This window comes from Cupriavidus sp. GW822-FHT02D05 (assembly GCF_058802485.1).
The window spans coordinates 102788-119011 of sequence record NZ_JBXAOE010000011.1 but is presented as its reverse complement, the minus strand read 5'-3'; the positions used below and the strand labels follow the sequence as shown (position 1 = coordinate 119011).

Here is a 16224-nt window from a genome sequence, read left to right as displayed (position 1 = left end):
CGGCGAGCCGCTCTTCCTGCTGGAGTTCAACATGACCCAATCATCCCTTTGCGCCGCGCCCATGGCAGACACGCCCGTCATCACCGAGCTGACCGTCGTGCCGGTGGCCGGCCACGACAGCATGCTGATGAACCTGTCCGGCGCGCACGGTCCGTTCTTCACCCGCAATATCGTCATCCTGAAAGACAGCGCGGGCAATATGGGCGTCGGCGAGGTGCCCGGCGGCGAAGCGATCCGCCAGACGCTGGAGGATGCGCGCGAACTCCTCGCCGGCCAGTCGATCGGCAACCACCAGGCGCTGCTCAATCGCGTGCGCACCGCCTTTGCCAGCCGCGACGCGGGCGGGCGTGGCCTGCAGACGTTCGACCTGCGCATCGCCATCCATGCGGTCACCGCGCTCGAGGCGGCGCTGCTCGACCTGCTGGGCAAGCATCTGGGCGTGCCGGTGGCCGCGCTGTTGGGCGAAGGCCAGCAGCGCGACGCCGTGGAGATGCTGGGCTACCTGTTCTATATCGGGGACCGTAACCGCACCACGCTTGCCTATCGCAGCGAGCCCGAGGCGGACAACGACTGGTTCCGCCTGCGCAATGAAGCCGCGATGAATGCCGAGGGCGTGGTACGCCTGGCGCAAGCTGCCTATGAGCGCTATGGCTTCAACGATTTCAAGCTCAAGGGCGGCGTGCTGCGCGGCGACGAAGAGATGGAAGCCATCCTGGCGCTCGCCGAGCGCTTCCCCAAGGCGCGCATCACGCTGGATCCCAACGGCGCGTGGTCGCTGGCCGAAGCCGTGCGCCTGTGCCGCGACAAGCATGGCGTGCTGGCCTATGCCGAAGATCCTTGCGGCGCGGAGGAGGGCTACTCGGGCCGCGAGGTCATGGCCGAGTTCCGTACCGCCACCGGCCTGCCCACCGCCACCAACATGGTCGCGACCGACTGGCGCCAGATGGGCCACGCGGTGCGCCTGCAATCCGTGGACATCCCGCTGGCCGATCCGCATTTCTGGACCATGCAGGGCTCGGTGCGGGTGGCGCAGATGTGCGCCGAGTGGGGCCTGATCTGGGGCTCGCACTCGAACAATCACTTCGATATTTCGCTGGCGATGTTTACCCACGTGGCCGCCGCCGCGCCGGGCCGCGTCACCGCCATCGACACCCACTGGATCTGGCAGGACGGCGAGCGCCTGACCAAGGCGCCACTGAAGATCGAGAACGGCAAGGTGGCCGTGCCGACGGAGCCGGGCCTGGGCGTGGAGCTCGACATGGCGCAACTCGCGTTGGCGCACGAGCGCTACAAGAGCATGGGGCTGGGTGCGCGCGACGACGCCGTGGCCATGCAATTCCTGATCCCGGGCTGGACCTTCAACAACAAGGCGCCCTGCATGGTCCGGTGAGCCGCATCTGCGGCCCCCGCACGAATACAAGACAAGAAAACCACCAAGCACAAGGAGACAACCATGAACAAATTTGATGGCCGGCCGGCTGCCGCGGGCATGCTCGCCGCACCCGCGCGGCGCAAGTTCGGCCGGCTTGCCGCAGCCACGCTCGCTGCCATGGCGGCACTGGCCGCCGCAGGCGCCGTGACCAGTGCCGCGGCCGCCTCGCCGGCATGGCCCCAGAAGGCCGTATCCGTGGTGGTGCCGTTCCCTGCGGGCGGCTCCACCGATACCATCGCGCGCATGCTGGCGGTGCCGCTCAATGAAAAGCTGGGCCAGCCGTTCGTGATCGACAATCGCCCCGGCGCTACCGGGGCCATCGGCGCGACCATGGTCAAGCGCGCGCCTGCCGATGGCTACACCTTGCTGGTGGCATCGATCGGCGTCTATGCCGTGAACCCGTTCCTGCAAAAGAACCTGGGCTATGACCCGGCCAAGGACTTCGACCTGCTGACGGTGGCCGTGCGCGCACCCAACGTGCTGGTCACCAAGCCGGACTTCCCTGCGAAGAACTTGCAGGAGCTGGTCGCGTACATGAAGAAGAATCCGGGCAAGGTGGCGTTCGCCAGCTCCGGGGCAGGTTCGTCGGACCATTTGACGGCCGCGCTGTTCTGGCAAAAGTCCGGCACCGACGGCCTCCACGTTCCTTATAAGGGTGGGGCGCCGGCCATCTCCGACCTGCTCGCCGGCCAGGTGGACGTCTCGTTCCAGAACGTCAACGCGGTGCTGCAGCATATCCGCAGCGGCAAGCTCAAGGCGCTGGCGGTGACCGGCGACAAGCGCTCGGCGGTGCTGCCGAATGTGCCTACCATGGCGGAGGGCGGGGTGAAGGACGTGGACGTGTATTCGTGGCAAGCCGTGGCCGCGCCGCGCGGGCTGCCGAAGGACGTCAAGACGAGACTGCATGCCGCGCTGGTCGGCTCGCTCAACGAGCCGCAGATGCGCCAGAAGCTGGCCGAGAACGGTTTCGAGGTGGTCGCCAATACACCGGAGCAATTCGAGCAGTTCGAGAAGCAGGAACTCCAGCGCTGGAAGGGCGTGATCGAAGCCGGCAAGATCAGCATCGACTAAGCACACGCGATCCATCCAGGCATTGCTCTTTGCCCCGCCAAAAGCGGGGCGTTTTTATTTTGGCGGGTAGGTTTGGACGCGGGCCTGCGCGACCTGATAGGCTTGGGCTAACACGCCTATGCACGCCCATGCGCGCCTTGCGCTATCGCACCGCTGTCACCTGCCATGATCCGCTTCTGCAAATCGCCCCCCTGCCTGCTGATCGAGACCAAGTCCCGGTGGTTGATTCCGCGCGGGTTCGATGGCTTCGCGCCGGGGCCGCTGATCCTGGTGCGGCCCGGCGTGAGCCACGCGCTGATCGAGCATGAGAAGGTGCACGTGCGCCAGTTCTGGCGCTGGTGCGGCCTGATGGGCGTGCTCTACCTAGCGAGCCCGCGCTGGCGGCTGCGTTTCGAGTTGGAGGCCTACCGCGAGCAGTTGAGGCACTGCGAGCCGGGCGCCGCGCATCACTTCGCGCGCATGCTGGCCCGGCACTACCGGCTGGATATTACGCAGGAGCAGGCGTATCGCTTGCTGACGGCGCCGGTCGAGCCAGGGTGAACCGGGCAGCGCGGACCGGTTCAGCCGAGATCGCCGCACTTGTGGATGATCAGCGCGAGCGCCACGATGCCAAGGGTCAGTGCTAGGAGGTCTAGCACTGCGGCTCCGTGCGGCGATGTCTTGAGGGGAGGCGTCATGTCCGGCGAAATGAAGCAGCCAGGATGGCGCCGTGGGTGGCGCTGACGGCGACGCTGATCGTGGCGTACCTGCCCTCTCTCCGTGAGTGGCACCTTCGCAAGCACTGGCGAAACGAGTGGGCTGCAGAAGAAATCAAAAGTGATTGCGATCAATGTTGCGATAACGGCTCTTGGCCATCGCCACCTGCTTGGCATTCACCTCACGTTCTAGGCCACCCACTGGCGGCGCGCGGCGCATCGCAGTGGGGTCCATGCAACGCTCCCCGAAGGACGCTCATTGACACCTTTGACCATGACTTGAATCGCGACTACACTCGCCGCGTAAGACTTCGGAACTGGGTCATCCGGGGAAAATAAAAAGGAGCGCGAGCATGGGCCACAGAAGCCCGGCGGTGCGATATAGCCGAGAGCATCGGCTATTTCGGGAGTTTGGGGTAGCCACGGCGTGCGGCGGTTCGGGTCGCCACGCTCGGCTAGGGGGCGGCTTTACGCTCATCGAGTTGATGGTCACCGTGGCAATCATCGGCATCCTTGCCGCTGCCGCTTATCCCTCCTATGTCCAATACGTCGTGCGCTCCAATCGCACAGCGGCAGAGTCGTTCTTGCTGGAAGTCGCCAGCATGCAGGAGCGCTTTCTGGTGGACAACCGGAGCTATGCCACAAGCCTGGCCGCACTCGGCTATGCAAGTCTTCCCGCGGCGATTTCCTCCAACTATCAAATCACTGTCACCGCGGTCGCAGGTCCGCCGCTTGGATATGTCCTGACGGCGGCGCCGCAGGGCACGCAAGCCACGAACGACACCGCGTGCGGAACGCTGACGCTGTCGAGTACCGGGGACAAGAGCGTCTCCGGCACGGGATCGAGCTGCTGGAAGTAGCCTATGCGAAATACTCGTGCATCGAATATAGCCTGCGCGCTCGCAGATCGCGGATTCACACTAATAGAATTGTTGGTAACACTGACGGTGTTTGCCATCGTAGCGTTTGCCGCAGCCCCGTCGTTCTCGAGCCTGATCGCGACACAACGCGCACGGAATGCCTCGCTGGATCTTTCCGCTGCGCTGACATTGACGCGCAGCGAGGCGGTCAAGCGCAACAGCAGCGTCACCATGGCCACCTCCGGCACTTGGGCCGGGGGCTGGGCCGTAACGGCGGGAACCGAAAAGGTGCGCAGTTTCGGTCCGTATGACGGCATTTCGATCACCGCCAGCGCAGGCAACTCCCTATCGGTCGGCAACGACGGCAGGCCCGCTACCGGCAGCCTGACGTTCCAGGTAGCGCCAGCGGTATCGCCCCAGGCGGCTTCGACGATCTGCGTACAGGTGAGCGGAACTGGCCGCGTCGCTCTGGTATCGGGAACATGTACATGAACTCGCGTGCACCACGTACGTGCAAATGCCTATGCCAGTCCGCGCAGTGCGGCGCCACGCTGATCGAGGTCTTGGTATCGATCGTGATCCTGCTGGTGGCACTACTTGGCACCGCCGGCCTGATCGCCCGCTCCGGGCAGTCGGAAATGGAATCCTATCAACGCGTGCAGGCGCTGACCCTGCTTCAGGACATGGCGGCTCGGCTCAATGCGAACCGCCAGGCCGTGGCCTGCTATGCCAGCGGGACCACCATGACTACAGCGGGAACCGCCACTGTTCCGGCTCCAGCCTGCACAGTTGGTTCCGCCGCCCAGCAAGCCACCGCAAACGCCGACCTGGCAGCTTGGGGGACGGAATTGCTGGGTAGCGCGGAAAACAACGGCGGCAAGGCGGTCGGGGGCATGATCGGTGCGCTTGGCTGTATCGAAGCGCTCGATGCCACGAACCAGATCTATCGCATCACAGTGGCCTGGCAGGGCCTTGCAAAGACAACCGCGCCGGCGCTGCCATGCGGCAACGGACAGTTCGGCAATGACAGCTATCGCCGCACAGTGAGCATTCAGGTCCGCATTGGAGTTCTCTCGTGAATCGGCCGCGAATTGCAATACTCCACCGGCAGCGTGGGATTTCCCTTGTCGAGTTGATGATCGGGATGACGCTCGGGCTGCTGCTGTTGACGGCGCTGGGGAGTCTGTATTTCTCCACCACACGGTCACGCTCGGAGTTCTCCAACGGCGCCGACCAAGTGGAAAACGGGCGCTACGTGCTAGACACGCTAGGCCGTGAGATTGAACTTGCCGGCTTCTTTGGTGCCGCCAGCGTAGCGAACGGCGCAACCGTAGCAAGTCCCGCTCTGTGCGCCGCAGCGCCGAATGCCTTGGGTTTTGTCAACTCGCCCGCGACAGTGCCTCTCGCTCTCCAAGGCTACGCACCGGGCACTGTGGCCTCATGCTTGCCGAACCTGGCGCCGGCATCGGAAATACTTGTGGTAAGGCGCGTGTCGACGACGCCGGCGGCGGCCGCCGCCGCCGGGCAGTCCTATATGCAGGTATCGTTCTGTTCCAGCGACGCCACATCGTTCGTGTTCGGTGCCAGCGCCCCGGCCTTCACCATGCGCACCAAGGCATGTGACCCGACCGTTGCCGCGGAGTTGCGCCCGGCGGTAGTCCGTATCTTTTATCTTGCCGCCTGCGATGTGTGTTCCGGCGCTGGTGACGGCGTGCCGACGCTGAAGATGGCCGAACTGTCCGGCGGAGCCTTTCAGGTCAATTCGGTGGCACAAGGCATTCAGGACATGCATTTATCTTACGGCGTGGATCTCGACAATAACGGTTCCGCCGACTGCTACGTCAGCGACCCCGGCGTGAACAACAGCGCGATCTGTACCTCGGTACCCGCATATGATTGGACGACCGCCCTTACCAACTGGCAGAACGTCACCTCTGTACGCATTAACGTCCTTGCCCGCACGCAAAGGGCCTCACTCGGCTGGACAGACAGCCGCACCTATGATCTCGGACGTGCCACCGTAAGCGGCCCGTTCAACGACGGCTTCAAGCGCCATGTCTACGCCCGGGTGGCAAGGCTGGCCAATGTGGCAGGCCGCCGGGAGTAAGCCATGCAAATCGCGCTGCGCCGGCAGTCCGGCGCCACCCTGATCGTCACGCTGATTTTCCTGGTGATCTTTTTGCTGATGACGATATCGCTGGTCAGCTCCAGTGTCATCAATGTGAAGGTCGCCGCTAACCAGCAGCACGGCGTGGAAGCGCAGAATGCCGCGCAACAAGGCATTGAGCAGGTTATTAGCAATGACTTCACTGCCAACCCCACGGCAGCGGCGGCTAGCGTGCCGGTCGATGTGAACGGCGATGGCCGCGCTGACTATACGGCGCAGGTTGCGGCGCCGGTGTGCCAGACCAGCAAGCCGGTAAAGAATACGGATCTCGATACGTCCAATGCTGACGACGTTTCCTGCTTCGTTGGCAATGGTAACCAGGACACTGGCATCTTGACGGCATCCGGCGGTGGCGGCGGAAATTCACTGTGCAATGCCACTCAATGGGATGTAAAGGCCAGCGTCAGCGATAGCGCAGCCACTGCGACCAACACCACCTTGCACCAGGGCATCTCAGTACGCGTGCCGGTCGGCACGGCATGCCCGTAAGTTTGCGGCCACGACTCAGTTATCGATTGCCTCACCTCCGAACTCAGGACTCACAATGCGTCAATTCGCTGAACGCGCTGCCTCGCGCATTGCCATCGCCACGTTACTCGCGCTTTCTGCCTTGCACCCGGCAATGGCGGAGGACATCGATCTGTACACTGGCTTGCAGCCCCAGGCCGGCAAGCCCAATGTGCTGATCCTGTTCGACAATGCATCGACCTGGGATGCGTCGGCCAGCTTCACCTGCTCCACATCGGGGGTCGTCTCCAGCAATAACGATGGCAAGGACGTCGGCGCCGAGCAATGCGCGCTCTACAACGCGGTGTCGTCGATCAAGACCAGCCCCACACTGCTGGGCAACCTCAATCTCGGCGTGATGATGTTCGGCAGCGGGAGCAACGTCGGCGGCCAGTTCAAGTTCCCGTCCGTGGCACCTTTCAAGTTGCCGCTGATGGACAACAGCGGGGTCGACAGCTTCCTTCGCTATGTGAAAACAATCGACCGTCAGGCCGACAACTCGAACAACTCGCAGGTCGGTGGCGGTATGCAGGAATCGTGGGCCTACTATGCCGGCCAGACTGGCTTGTCCGGCACCAAGTACACCTCGCCGATCGACAACCCCTGTCAGCGCAATTTTGTCATCTATATCGCCAACGCCGTGAACAACGGCAAGCCGCAAGACACCGGCCAGAATGTCATCAATGCCCTGGCCGCAGCAGGCGCGACTACAGCTCAGCAGCAGCAGATTGTCATTCCCGCTCCCAACAACAAATACCAGAGCAACTGGGGCGACGAATGGGCTCGCTTCATGTACCAGACTGACGTCCAGGGCAACATGGCCAACCGTCAGAACATCGTGACCTACACGATCGCGGTGACCGATGGCAAGAATCCTGACTATGTCCAGCTCGCGAGCAGCATGGCGACCAATGGCGGCGGTAAGACATATGTGGTACAGCTAGGTGACGTCAATGGACTGACGTCGGCCTTGCTGCAAATCTTCAACGAGGTGCAGGCCATCAACAGCGTGTTTGCCTCGGTCAGCCTTCCGGCCTCCGTCAATGCCCAGGGTCAGTTCCTCAACCAGGTCTATGTGGGAATGTTCCGCCCGGATGCCACCGCGGCACCACGGTGGCAAGGCAATCTCAAGCAGTACCAGATCGGCTATGACGCCGGTGGCAACATCGTGCTGCAGGATGCCAAGGGCAACGCTGCCATCAGCAACGCGGCGACGGGCTTCATCTCCCCGAACGCCATCAGTTTTTGGACTACGGAGCCGCCGCTTTCCTTTGGCGCGACCGGCTACGGGAGCAGCGCAGTCGGTAGTTGGCCGGCCACGGGATACTGGCAGAATAGCCCGTCAAGTGTCGGGTGGGGCCTTGATTCCCCTGATGGAGAGGTCGTGGAGAAGGGGGGGGCGGGAGAGATGCTGCGCGCACAGTTGCTGACCAGCCAGACCAGCCGGCAACTGATCACCTGCAACGGCGCGGGTAGTTGCCCGACGAGCGCGGCGATGCCGTCATTCGATAGTTCCAACACATGGCTGAAGGACACGAGTTCGACCGGCGGCCTTGCCGTCATCAACTCGGGGACCAGCGGCGCGAAGACCATCACCGCCACCGAATTGCCCAAGCTCATCGCCTGGGTACGCGGCCAGGACGTCGCTGCTTCGGATACCACCAGCCTGGCCGGCACCGAAGCAGAGCCAGGTCCCGGCACGCCGGTGACCGTGCGCAGTTCGATCCACGCAGACGTACTGCATTCCAGGCCGGCTGTCGTCAACTATGGCGGCAGCAAGGGAGTTGTGGTGTTCTATGGCACCAACGATGGCGTGTTCCATGCTATCAACGGTAACCAGACGCAGGGCATCGGCAGTGTGAGGCCGGGCGGCGAGCTATGGGGCTTCATCGCACCGGAGTTCCTTGGCAAGCTCAGCCGCCTTTATACCAACTCTCCGGAGGTGCAGCTCTCGACCACGCCTGGCGGTATCACCCCCGCTCCGGCGCCGCGGGATTACTTCTTCGATGGAAGTACCACCGTGATGCAGGACTTGCGCGACGCGGCGAATCCTCGTGTGGTCATTTACCTGACGGCACGCCGCGGCGGGCGGCTGATCTATGCAATCGATGTGACCGATCCCGTCAATCCGCGCTTCCTGTGGAAACGCTCCAATGCTGATATCCCTGAACTCGGCCAGACCTGGTCCCAGCCGCGCGTAATGCGCGTGCGCGGCTACGCCAACCCGTTGGTGGTGATGGGCGCGGGCTATGACTCGGCCGAGGACAGTGATCCGTCGCCGGGAGTTGATACCATGGGACGCGGCATCGTGGCATTCGATGCCGTCAGCGGCGCCGTTGTGTGGAGCGCGCTGCCCAACTGTAGCGGTATGAGCGGCACATGCCTGGCGGTTGCCGGCCTGACCCGGGCCATCCCGTCGGATGTCACGGGGCTTGATCGCAATGGCGACGGTTATATCGAACGCCTGTATGTTGGCGACGTCGGCGGCAATCTCTGGAGAGCCGACTTTGAGACTACCGCGGGCAATGCGCCTGTCAACTGGACGCTTAACAAGCTTGCTGCACTCGGCGGCGCAGCCAGCACGAACAACGCGCGCAAGTTCTTCTATGCACCCGACGTCATTTCCACCGCTGCCTACGACGCCATTACAGCCGGCACGGGTGACCGAGAGCATCCTCTCTATTCCGCCTCAACGACGCAGGGGACTGCCTATAACGTGGTCAATCGCCTCTACATGTTGAAGGACCCCAACATACTCGGCATGCCGGCCACCTGGACGCCCATCACCGAGGCCAGTCTCGTCGACGACACCAGCACCACGGCTAAGTACAACGGTACTGGCGCGGGCTTCTATATCACGCTCACGAATCCCGGTGAGAAAGCGGTGAACGCGCCACTGACCGTCAGCGGCTACACCACGATCGGCACAAATACGCCAGCCGTGCCGCAGGCCGGCATGTGCTACCCCAATCTTGGCATTGCCCGGAGCTATTCCTTCAGCTTCCTTACAGCTTCAGGCCAAAACCCACAGCGTTCGATCATCCTGGATGGCGGCGGCTTTCCGCCTTCCCCGGTATTCGGCATGGTATCGATTGGCAGCGGTGTAGTGCCGGTCTTGCTCGGCGGTGGCAACCAGACCGGCGCCGGAGGGGGGGATGCCACCTCGGCGCTAGGTGCCCAAAAGATCAATATCGCGGGGGTCGGCAAGCGCAAGCGCATCTACTGGTATCCGGAGAGCGACAAGCACTAGCGTGGCACAGGTGTCATGCCGCACTCGAAAAGCCTGTCGCCAACGTTTGAAATGGGTTCGCGTTTCGGAAGGCCCCTGGGGTGGGCACCGTTCGCTTGTGCGGCGGGAAATGGAACCCGTCAGCCGACGTACCGCAGAGGCGAGAGCGACTCGGCAAAGAATGCATCATGCTGTGATGAATCTACAAAAGCGCTGCGGTCGGCTGTGAGTACGCTTGCGTGCAGGTAAAAGCGTAGGTGGGCGTTGCGACGAAATAGAAATCCATTTGTAAATCAATGATTTACATTGGATTGATGGCGGAAGCGGTGAGATTCGAACTCACGGATGGGTCACCCCATCGGCAGTTTTCAAGACTGCTGCCTTAAACCACTCGGCCACGCTTCCCGGGGGAAGAGCAGGCATTGTAGCGCGAACAGGGAAGGCCCCTGTCCGTGCCGCATGCTGCTTCGATGCTGGCGCTACGGCCAGCGCCGCGCATTATAGCAAGGCCGCGCGGCCTGGGGGCATGAGAAAATGCCTGTGGCCTTGTCGGTGCCTGTCGGACACGGCGGAACCTTCAATCCGGATTCATGCTCCTATCATGCGTGAGGGGAGTCGTGCCCATGTGGGCGCTCCCTCCTGTTCCATGCAGTAGCAGTCAATCGAGGAGAATAACCAATGAACGGCAAGACTCTGTTGGGCGTGGCGGCGGCGGCCGCGGTGGTGGGTTTGGCGGGTTGCGCGGCGCCCGGTGGTGGTTATGGCGGCGGCTATGGTGGTGGCTACGGTGCGCCGCAGCAAGCAGCCTATCAGGCACCGCCCCCGCCCCCGGGCACCAACACCTACCAGGCACCCGCGAATTCGGCGTTCTATGGCCGGGTGGAATCGATCGAGCCGGTGACGACGCAGCAAAACAGCTCGGGCTTGCTCGGCACGGTGATCGGCGGCGTGGCCGGTGGCTTGCTGGGTCACCAGATCGGCGGGGGCACCGGCAATACCATTGCCACCATCGGCGGCGCCGTGGCGGGTGGCGTGGCGGGCAACCAGATCGAGAAGCGTGCCGGCAGCAGCACCGAAACCGTGTATCGCGTCAACGTGCGGCTGGACGATGGCCGCATGGCTACCGTGACGCAGCGCAACGTCAGCAATCTGCGTATCGGTTCCCGCGTCCAGGTGGCCAACGACATGGCGACGCCGTACTGACCGGCATGGTATTCGCGCCGCCCACGCGGGCAAACGGCCACCCTCGGGTGGCCGTTTTGCTGGTGGCCGCGTGGTATCGCGATCAACCTTTCAGGAACATCTCCTGCAGGTCGTTGAGGAAGCGCCGTCCCAGTTCCGTTGGCTTGATGGTAGCCAGATCCGCTTCCAGCAGGCCTTTCTTCTCGGCGGCGGCCAGGTCGCGGCTGATGGTGTGCAGCGGCAGCCCGGTGTGGTCGAAGAATGTGCTGGCCGGCACGCCGTCAGTGAGGCGCAGCGCGTTCAGCATGAACTCGAAGGGCAGGTCGGCTGCGCCGACATCGTGCTGCTCCTGCACTGCGTTGCCGGCCATGGCCTGCGCCATATACGTGGCGGGATGCTTGTGGCGCATCTGGCGCAGCACCCGGTGCGGGAACGATAGCTTGCCGTGCGCGCCGGCCCCGATGCCAAGGTAGTCGCCAAAGCGCCAGTAGTTCAGGTTGTGGCGCGCTTGCCGGTGCGGCCGGGCGTAGGCCGAGGTTTCGTAGTGGACGTAGCCCGCCTGCGCGGTGCGTGCTTCGATCAGGTCCTGCATTTCATACGCGCTGTCGTCATCCGGCAGCGCCGGCGGGAACTTGGCGAACAGCGTGTTGGGCTCCAGCGTCAGGTGATAGAGCGACAGGTGCGTGGTGTTGAACGAGAGTGCCGTCTCCAGGTCATTGGCACATTCCGCCATCGTCTGGCCGGGCAGCGCGTACATCAGGTCGAGGTTGACGTTGTCGAAGTTGTCCAGCGCGATGCCGATCGCCGCGCGGGCTTCGGCGCCTCCGTGGATGCGGCCAAGCGCGGCAAGATGGCGGTCGTTGAAACTCTGGATGCCGATGGACAAGCGGTTGATGCCGCTGGCGCGATAGCTGGCGAAGCGCTCTGCTTCGAACGTGCCGGGGTTGGCCTCCATCGTGATCTCGGCGTCGGCGTCCAGCGGCAACAGCGCGCGGATATCCGACAGCAGCCGGTCCATGCCGGCGGCCGACAGCAGGCTAGGCGTGCCGCCTCCGATGAAGACCGTGTGCACCTGGCGGCCCCACACCAGCGGCAGTGATTGCTCCAGGTCGGCGCGCAGCGCATCCAGGTAGGCGTCTTCCGGGATGTCGTGGCTGTCCGCCGCGCCGGGCACGGCATGCGAGTTGAAATCGCAGTACGGGCACTTTCGCACGCACCACGGAATATGCACGTAGAGCGACAGCGGCGGGGAGCCGGGCAGCGCGAGCTGGCCCGGCTGCAGCCACAATGACTTGGTATCGGCGGGGGCGCTGGCGCCCGTGGACGCCAGGGGAACGATCGGGATCATGGGCAGCCAGTCCCGGGGCCGCCGGCCTGCAGGCGCTCGGTCAGCGCTTTGAGCGCGAGCGCACGGTGGCTGACGGCGTTTTTTTCCTCGGCGCTCAACTCGGCCGCGGTCTTGCCCAGGTGCGGCAGCAGGAAGTGTGGGTCGTAGCCAAAGCCGGCGTTGCCGCGCGGCGCGTCGACCACCTCGCCAGCCCACACGCCCTCGGCGATCACCGGCCGCGGATCCTCGGCATGGCGCACCAGCACCAGCACACAGTAGTAGTAGGCGTGGCGGTTGAGCTTGCCGGCCAGCTGCGAGATGAGGTGCGCGTTGTTGGCGGCATCGGACTTGGGCTTGCCCACGAGTTGCGCATAACGCGCCGAGTAGACGCCCGGCGCGCCATCCAGCGCGTCGACGCAGATGCCGGAGTCATCCGCCAGCGCGGGCAGGCCGGCCAGGCGGCTGGCGTGGCGCGCCTTGGTGAGGGCGTTCTCGACGAAGGTGGCGTAGGGCTCCTCGGCCTCGGCAATGCCGAGCTGCCCCTGCGGGACCACCTCGAAGCCGAGCGGCGCCAGCAGCGCGCCAAACTCGCCGAGCTTGCCGGGGTTGTTGGAGGCGAGGACCAGGCGTTGCATGGCGTTCACCGTATCAGGCCAGGCCCAGCGCGCGGCGCTGGTGCGCCACCAGTTCGGCGATGCCTTGCTCGGCGATGCGCGTCATCGCATCGAGATCGGCACGGCTGAACGGCACGCCCTCGGCGGTGCCTTGCACTTCGACAAAGCCGCCGCTGCCGGTCATCACCACGTTCATGTCGGTGTCGCAGTTGCTGTCCTCGGCATAATCCAGGTCGAGCACGGCCACGCCATCCACCATGCCAACCGACACGGCGGCAACGAAGTCGCGGATCGGGCTGGCCTTGATCTGGCCGTCGCGCAGCATGGCGGAAACAGCGTCATGGGCGGCCACGAACGCGCCGGTGATGGCCGCGGTGCGGGTGCCGCCATCGGCCTGCAGCACGTCGCAGTCCAGGTGAATGGTGAATTCGCCCAGCGCGGACAGATCGAACACCGAGCGCATCGCGCGGCCGATCAGGCGCTGGATCTCCTGCGTGCGCCCGGTCTGCTTGCCGCGGGCGGCTTCACGGTCCGAGCGCGTGTGGGTGGCGCGCGGCAGCATGCCGTACTCGGCGGTGACCCAGCCTTCGCCGCTGCCCTTCTTGTGGGGGGGCACCTTGGCCAGCACGCTGGCGGTGCACAGCACCTTGGTGTCGCCAAAGGCACTCAGGACAGCACCTTCGGCGTGGCGGGTGTAGTGGCGGGTCAGAGCAATAGGGCGCAGCGCATCGGCTGCGCGTCCGCTGGGTCGCATGTGGGGGTTTTCTCGGAAATCGATTCAGGACCCGGATTTTAACGCCGCCGGGCTGCGCGTGCGCGTCCTGCGCCAACTCCCCCCGCGGGGGCGTGCGAATTCCCGCGCCATTGCGGCGCGGGCGGTACTTTGGCCCGGGCTCAGCGCATGAAATTGCTGGTCTTGTCGATCGCCGCGCGGATCTCAGCGATGGAGCGCTCGATCTCCTCCTCGGAGAGCAGGTCGGTATCGCCGCCGTTGTTCTCCAGGATCGAGGTGGTGAACGTGTTGAGCGGCAGGGTCTCGGTGGCGACCGAGTCCTCGTTGGACAGGTGGGCGTCGAGTTCCCACATCATGGCGATGGCTGTGGTGTTGTCGGCGCCGTCGCCGGCGTTGTGCAGCGCCTGCTCGATCAGGTCCGGGATGGCATGCACCACGGACAAGTTGGTGACCTTCTCGATCAGCAGTTGCTCTTCGATGCTGCCCCACAGCCCGTCGGAGCACAGCAGCGCCACGTCGCCCGGCTCCAGCCGCAGCGGGCCGCCGATATCGATCAGCGGCAGGTTGGGCGAACCCAGGCAGTTGTAGAGCTTGTTGCGCTCGGGGTGGTTGGCCACATCCATTGGCAGCACGCGCTCCTGCTGCAGCAGGTTCTCGATCTTGGAGTGGTCGCGCGTGCGGGTCAGCAGGTTGCCCTTGCGCACCAGGTAGAGGCGCGAGTCGCCGGCGTGGGCCCAGTGGATCTGGCCGTTCTGGACCAGGCAGCAGACCACAGTGGTGCGCGGGACGTCGGCCAGCTGGTTGGCCTCGGCGTAGCGATGGATTTCCCGGTGGGCCAGCATGATGGTGTCCTGCAGGAAATCGGCAGGATTGCGGATCGAAGGCCGGGCCTGGGCCTGGAACTGGCGCGCCAGGGTCTGCAAGGCTTGCTGCGCGGCGACTTCGCCCAGCGCGTGGCCGCCCAGGCCATCGGCCAGCACCATCAGCAGGGCATCCCGCGTAAAGCAATAGCCCATGCGGTCCTGGTTGATGCGGCGGCCGCCTTTTCTGCTTTCCTGGTAGACGGAGAATCGCATGGTGGCTGTAGGAGTCAGTTCTTGAGAGACGGCGGCGTCATCCGCGCGCTCCACCGGCACAGCGTGCGGGCGGGCCGCGAGGCGACGGTTCTCATCATAGTTGTAAATGGTGGCAGAAGGGGGGCACGGAGGCGGCTGCGCATGGCGCGGGGGATGGCGCCACTACGTGCTTTATTCGCCGCTTGCGCCGGCCTCCTTGGCCTGGACTGCCGCGGCTGGCTCCTCGCGCTTGCGCAGCAGCGTCAGGAACCGGCTTGCGAGGGGGCGCTCGGCGGCCGCGGCTGCAGGCGCGGCGGCCTGCTCGCCTAGTGCATTGGTTTGTTCGCGCAGCTCCTTTTGCAGCCGGAACACGCTCTGCGGCCGCTCGGAAGGGGGCAGCCGCAGGCACCATTCGACCAGGTCCACCAGGCCGTCGGTATAGCTGGCGCGCAGTCGCGTGATGGAGTCCGCCATGCGGTCGTCCTTCTCGCGCTGGTTGGCCTCCTGGGGCGGCATGCCGGCCATGCAGGCGTAGAGCGTGGCGCCAAGGCTGTAGATGTCGGTCCACGGGCCCAGCTCGGAATGCTTGCCGTACAGCTCCGGCGCGGCAAAGCCCGGCGTGTACATGGGCTGGAAACGCGCGGCCTCCATGGTCAGGATCTGGCGGGCGGCACCAAAATCGAGCAGGATGGGCGATTCGTCTTCGCGCAGGTAGATGTTGCCGGGCTTGATGTCCAGGTGCAGCAGCTTGTGGATATGCACTTCGCGCAGGCCGCTCATCAGGTCGTGGAAGACCTTGCGGATGAAGTGTTCGCGCAGCACCTTGGCGCGGCCTTGCTGGCGCGCGTGCAGGATGTGTTCCTGCAGTGTCTTGCCCAGCTCGTAGTTCATCACCATGTAGACGGTGGAATTCTCTCGGAAGAAATTCACCACGCGCACCACGCTGGGATGCGAAATCTTCGCCAGCGAGCGGCCTTCCTCGAAGAAATACTTGAGCCCCAGCCGGAACGACGCCGCGCTTTCCTCGGGCACCACCGGGATCAGCTCGCCGGGCTGGCGGCGTGCCAGCGACGACGGCAGGTACTCCTTTATCGCGACAGGGGAGCCGGTCTCGTCGGTGGCAAGGTAGACGAAACTGAACCCCCCGCTGGCCAACTTCTTTACAATACGATAGTTGGACAGCAGCGTGCCGATGGGCAGCGGTGCGCTCTTTGGAGGTGATGCGCCCTTTGGCTCTGTCATAGGATTCGGGACCTTGATTGCCTCCGGATTGTCCTGACTAATCGAAGACTTGTAAAGAACACAATAGCGGCCATTTTGGCCTCTCTTTTCGGCGTTCAACCAGCGTGGTT

General features: G+C 64.2%; 15 protein-coding genes and 1 tRNA gene. 10 read left to right on the top strand and 6 right to left on the bottom strand.

Features of this window, described 5'->3' with window-relative positions; all coding sequences use genetic code 11:
* Positions 1–31 precede the first annotated feature (31 nt).
* The 9 genes from gudD to AC1RQK_RS16440 all read left to right on the top strand — a co-directional run bounded on the left by gudD (position 32) and on the right by AC1RQK_RS16440 (position 9982).
* Positions 32–1390 carry a glucarate dehydratase gene (gene gudD / locus AC1RQK_RS16480; RefSeq protein WP_492809901.1) on the top strand — a complete coding sequence of 453 codons (1359 nt, stop codon included), beginning with the start codon at positions 32–34 and terminating at the stop codon, positions 1388–1390.
* 159 nt (positions 1391–1549) lie between these two features.
* A complete protein-coding gene (locus AC1RQK_RS16475; RefSeq protein WP_492809995.1) occupies positions 1550–2503 on the top strand; it encodes a Bug family tripartite tricarboxylate transporter substrate binding protein in 954 nt (317 codons plus the stop codon).
* 165 nt (positions 2504–2668) lie between these two features.
* The gene (locus tag AC1RQK_RS16470) at positions 2669–3043 is read left to right on the top strand and encodes a hypothetical protein (RefSeq protein ID WP_492809899.1); all 375 of its coding nucleotides are present in this window, start codon (positions 2669–2671) and stop codon (positions 3041–3043) included.
* A gap of 508 nt (positions 3044–3551) precedes the next feature.
* Positions 3552–4058 (top strand): type IV pilin protein, encoded by a 507-nt coding sequence (locus tag AC1RQK_RS16465; RefSeq protein WP_492809897.1) that lies wholly within the window; start codon positions 3552–3554, stop codon positions 4056–4058.
* A gap of 3 nt (positions 4059–4061) precedes the next feature.
* Positions 4062–4550: a GspH/FimT family pseudopilin gene (locus AC1RQK_RS16460; protein WP_492809895.1), complete on the top strand. Its 489-nt coding sequence runs from the start codon at positions 4062–4064 to the stop codon at positions 4548–4550.
* Positions 4547–5137, top strand: coding sequence for a type IV pilus modification protein PilV (gene pilV, locus AC1RQK_RS16455; protein ID WP_492809893.1), 591 nt, complete (start codon positions 4547–4549; stop codon positions 5135–5137). Before AC1RQK_RS16460 ends, pilV begins: the two co-directional genes overlap by 4 nt.
* On the top strand, positions 5134–6165 hold the full coding sequence (locus AC1RQK_RS16450; RefSeq protein ID WP_492809891.1) for a PilW family protein: 1032 nt from the start codon (positions 5134–5136) through the stop codon (positions 6163–6165). Before pilV ends, AC1RQK_RS16450 begins: the two co-directional genes overlap by 4 nt.
* A gap of 3 nt (positions 6166–6168) precedes the next feature.
* Positions 6169–6714 carry a pilus assembly PilX family protein gene (locus AC1RQK_RS16445; protein ID WP_492375002.1) on the top strand — a complete coding sequence of 182 codons (546 nt, stop codon included), beginning with the start codon at positions 6169–6171 and terminating at the stop codon, positions 6712–6714.
* A 55-nt stretch (positions 6715–6769) separates the two neighbouring features.
* Positions 6770–9982, top strand: a complete 3213-nt coding sequence (locus tag AC1RQK_RS16440) for a pilus assembly protein (RefSeq protein ID WP_492809889.1) — start codon at positions 6770–6772, stop codon at positions 9980–9982.
* A 294-nt stretch (positions 9983–10276) separates the two neighbouring features.
* Here AC1RQK_RS16440 and AC1RQK_RS16435 read toward each other — a convergent pair.
* A tRNA-Ser gene (locus tag AC1RQK_RS16435) sits at positions 10277–10366 on the bottom strand.
* A 273-nt stretch (positions 10367–10639) separates the two neighbouring features.
* Here AC1RQK_RS16435 and AC1RQK_RS16430 point away from each other — a divergent pair.
* Positions 10640–11164 carry an outer membrane lipoprotein gene (locus AC1RQK_RS16430; RefSeq protein ID WP_492809887.1) on the top strand — a complete coding sequence of 175 codons (525 nt, stop codon included), beginning with the start codon at positions 10640–10642 and terminating at the stop codon, positions 11162–11164.
* Positions 11165–11246: 82 nt separating this feature from the next.
* On the opposite strand, the gene hemW is transcribed toward AC1RQK_RS16430, so the two are convergent.
* The 5 genes from hemW to AC1RQK_RS16405 all read right to left on the bottom strand — a co-directional run bounded on the left by hemW (position 11247) and on the right by AC1RQK_RS16405 (position 16114).
* Complete coding sequence (gene hemW, locus AC1RQK_RS16425; protein WP_492375005.1) at positions 11247–12491, bottom strand: radical SAM family heme chaperone HemW; 1245 nt, start codon at positions 12489–12491, stop codon at positions 11247–11249.
* Entirely contained in the window at positions 12488–13105 is a 618-nt protein-coding gene (gene rdgB, locus AC1RQK_RS16420; RefSeq protein WP_492375006.1) for an RdgB/HAM1 family non-canonical purine NTP pyrophosphatase, read from the bottom strand. The genes hemW and rdgB overlap by 4 nt, the downstream gene beginning before the upstream one ends.
* A 13-nt stretch (positions 13106–13118) precedes the next feature.
* Positions 13119–13838, bottom strand: coding sequence for a ribonuclease PH (rph, locus tag AC1RQK_RS16415; protein ID WP_150986278.1), 720 nt, complete (start codon positions 13836–13838; stop codon positions 13119–13121).
* A 140-nt stretch (positions 13839–13978) separates the two neighbouring features.
* Positions 13979–14893 (bottom strand): PP2C family protein-serine/threonine phosphatase, encoded by a 915-nt coding sequence (locus AC1RQK_RS16410; RefSeq protein ID WP_492375007.1) that lies wholly within the window; start codon positions 14891–14893, stop codon positions 13979–13981.
* A gap of 171 nt (positions 14894–15064) precedes the next feature.
* The gene (locus AC1RQK_RS16405) at positions 15065–16114 is read right to left on the bottom strand and encodes a serine/threonine protein kinase (protein ID WP_492375008.1); all 1050 of its coding nucleotides are present in this window, start codon (positions 16112–16114) and stop codon (positions 15065–15067) included.
* Positions 16115–16224 lie beyond the last annotated feature (110 nt).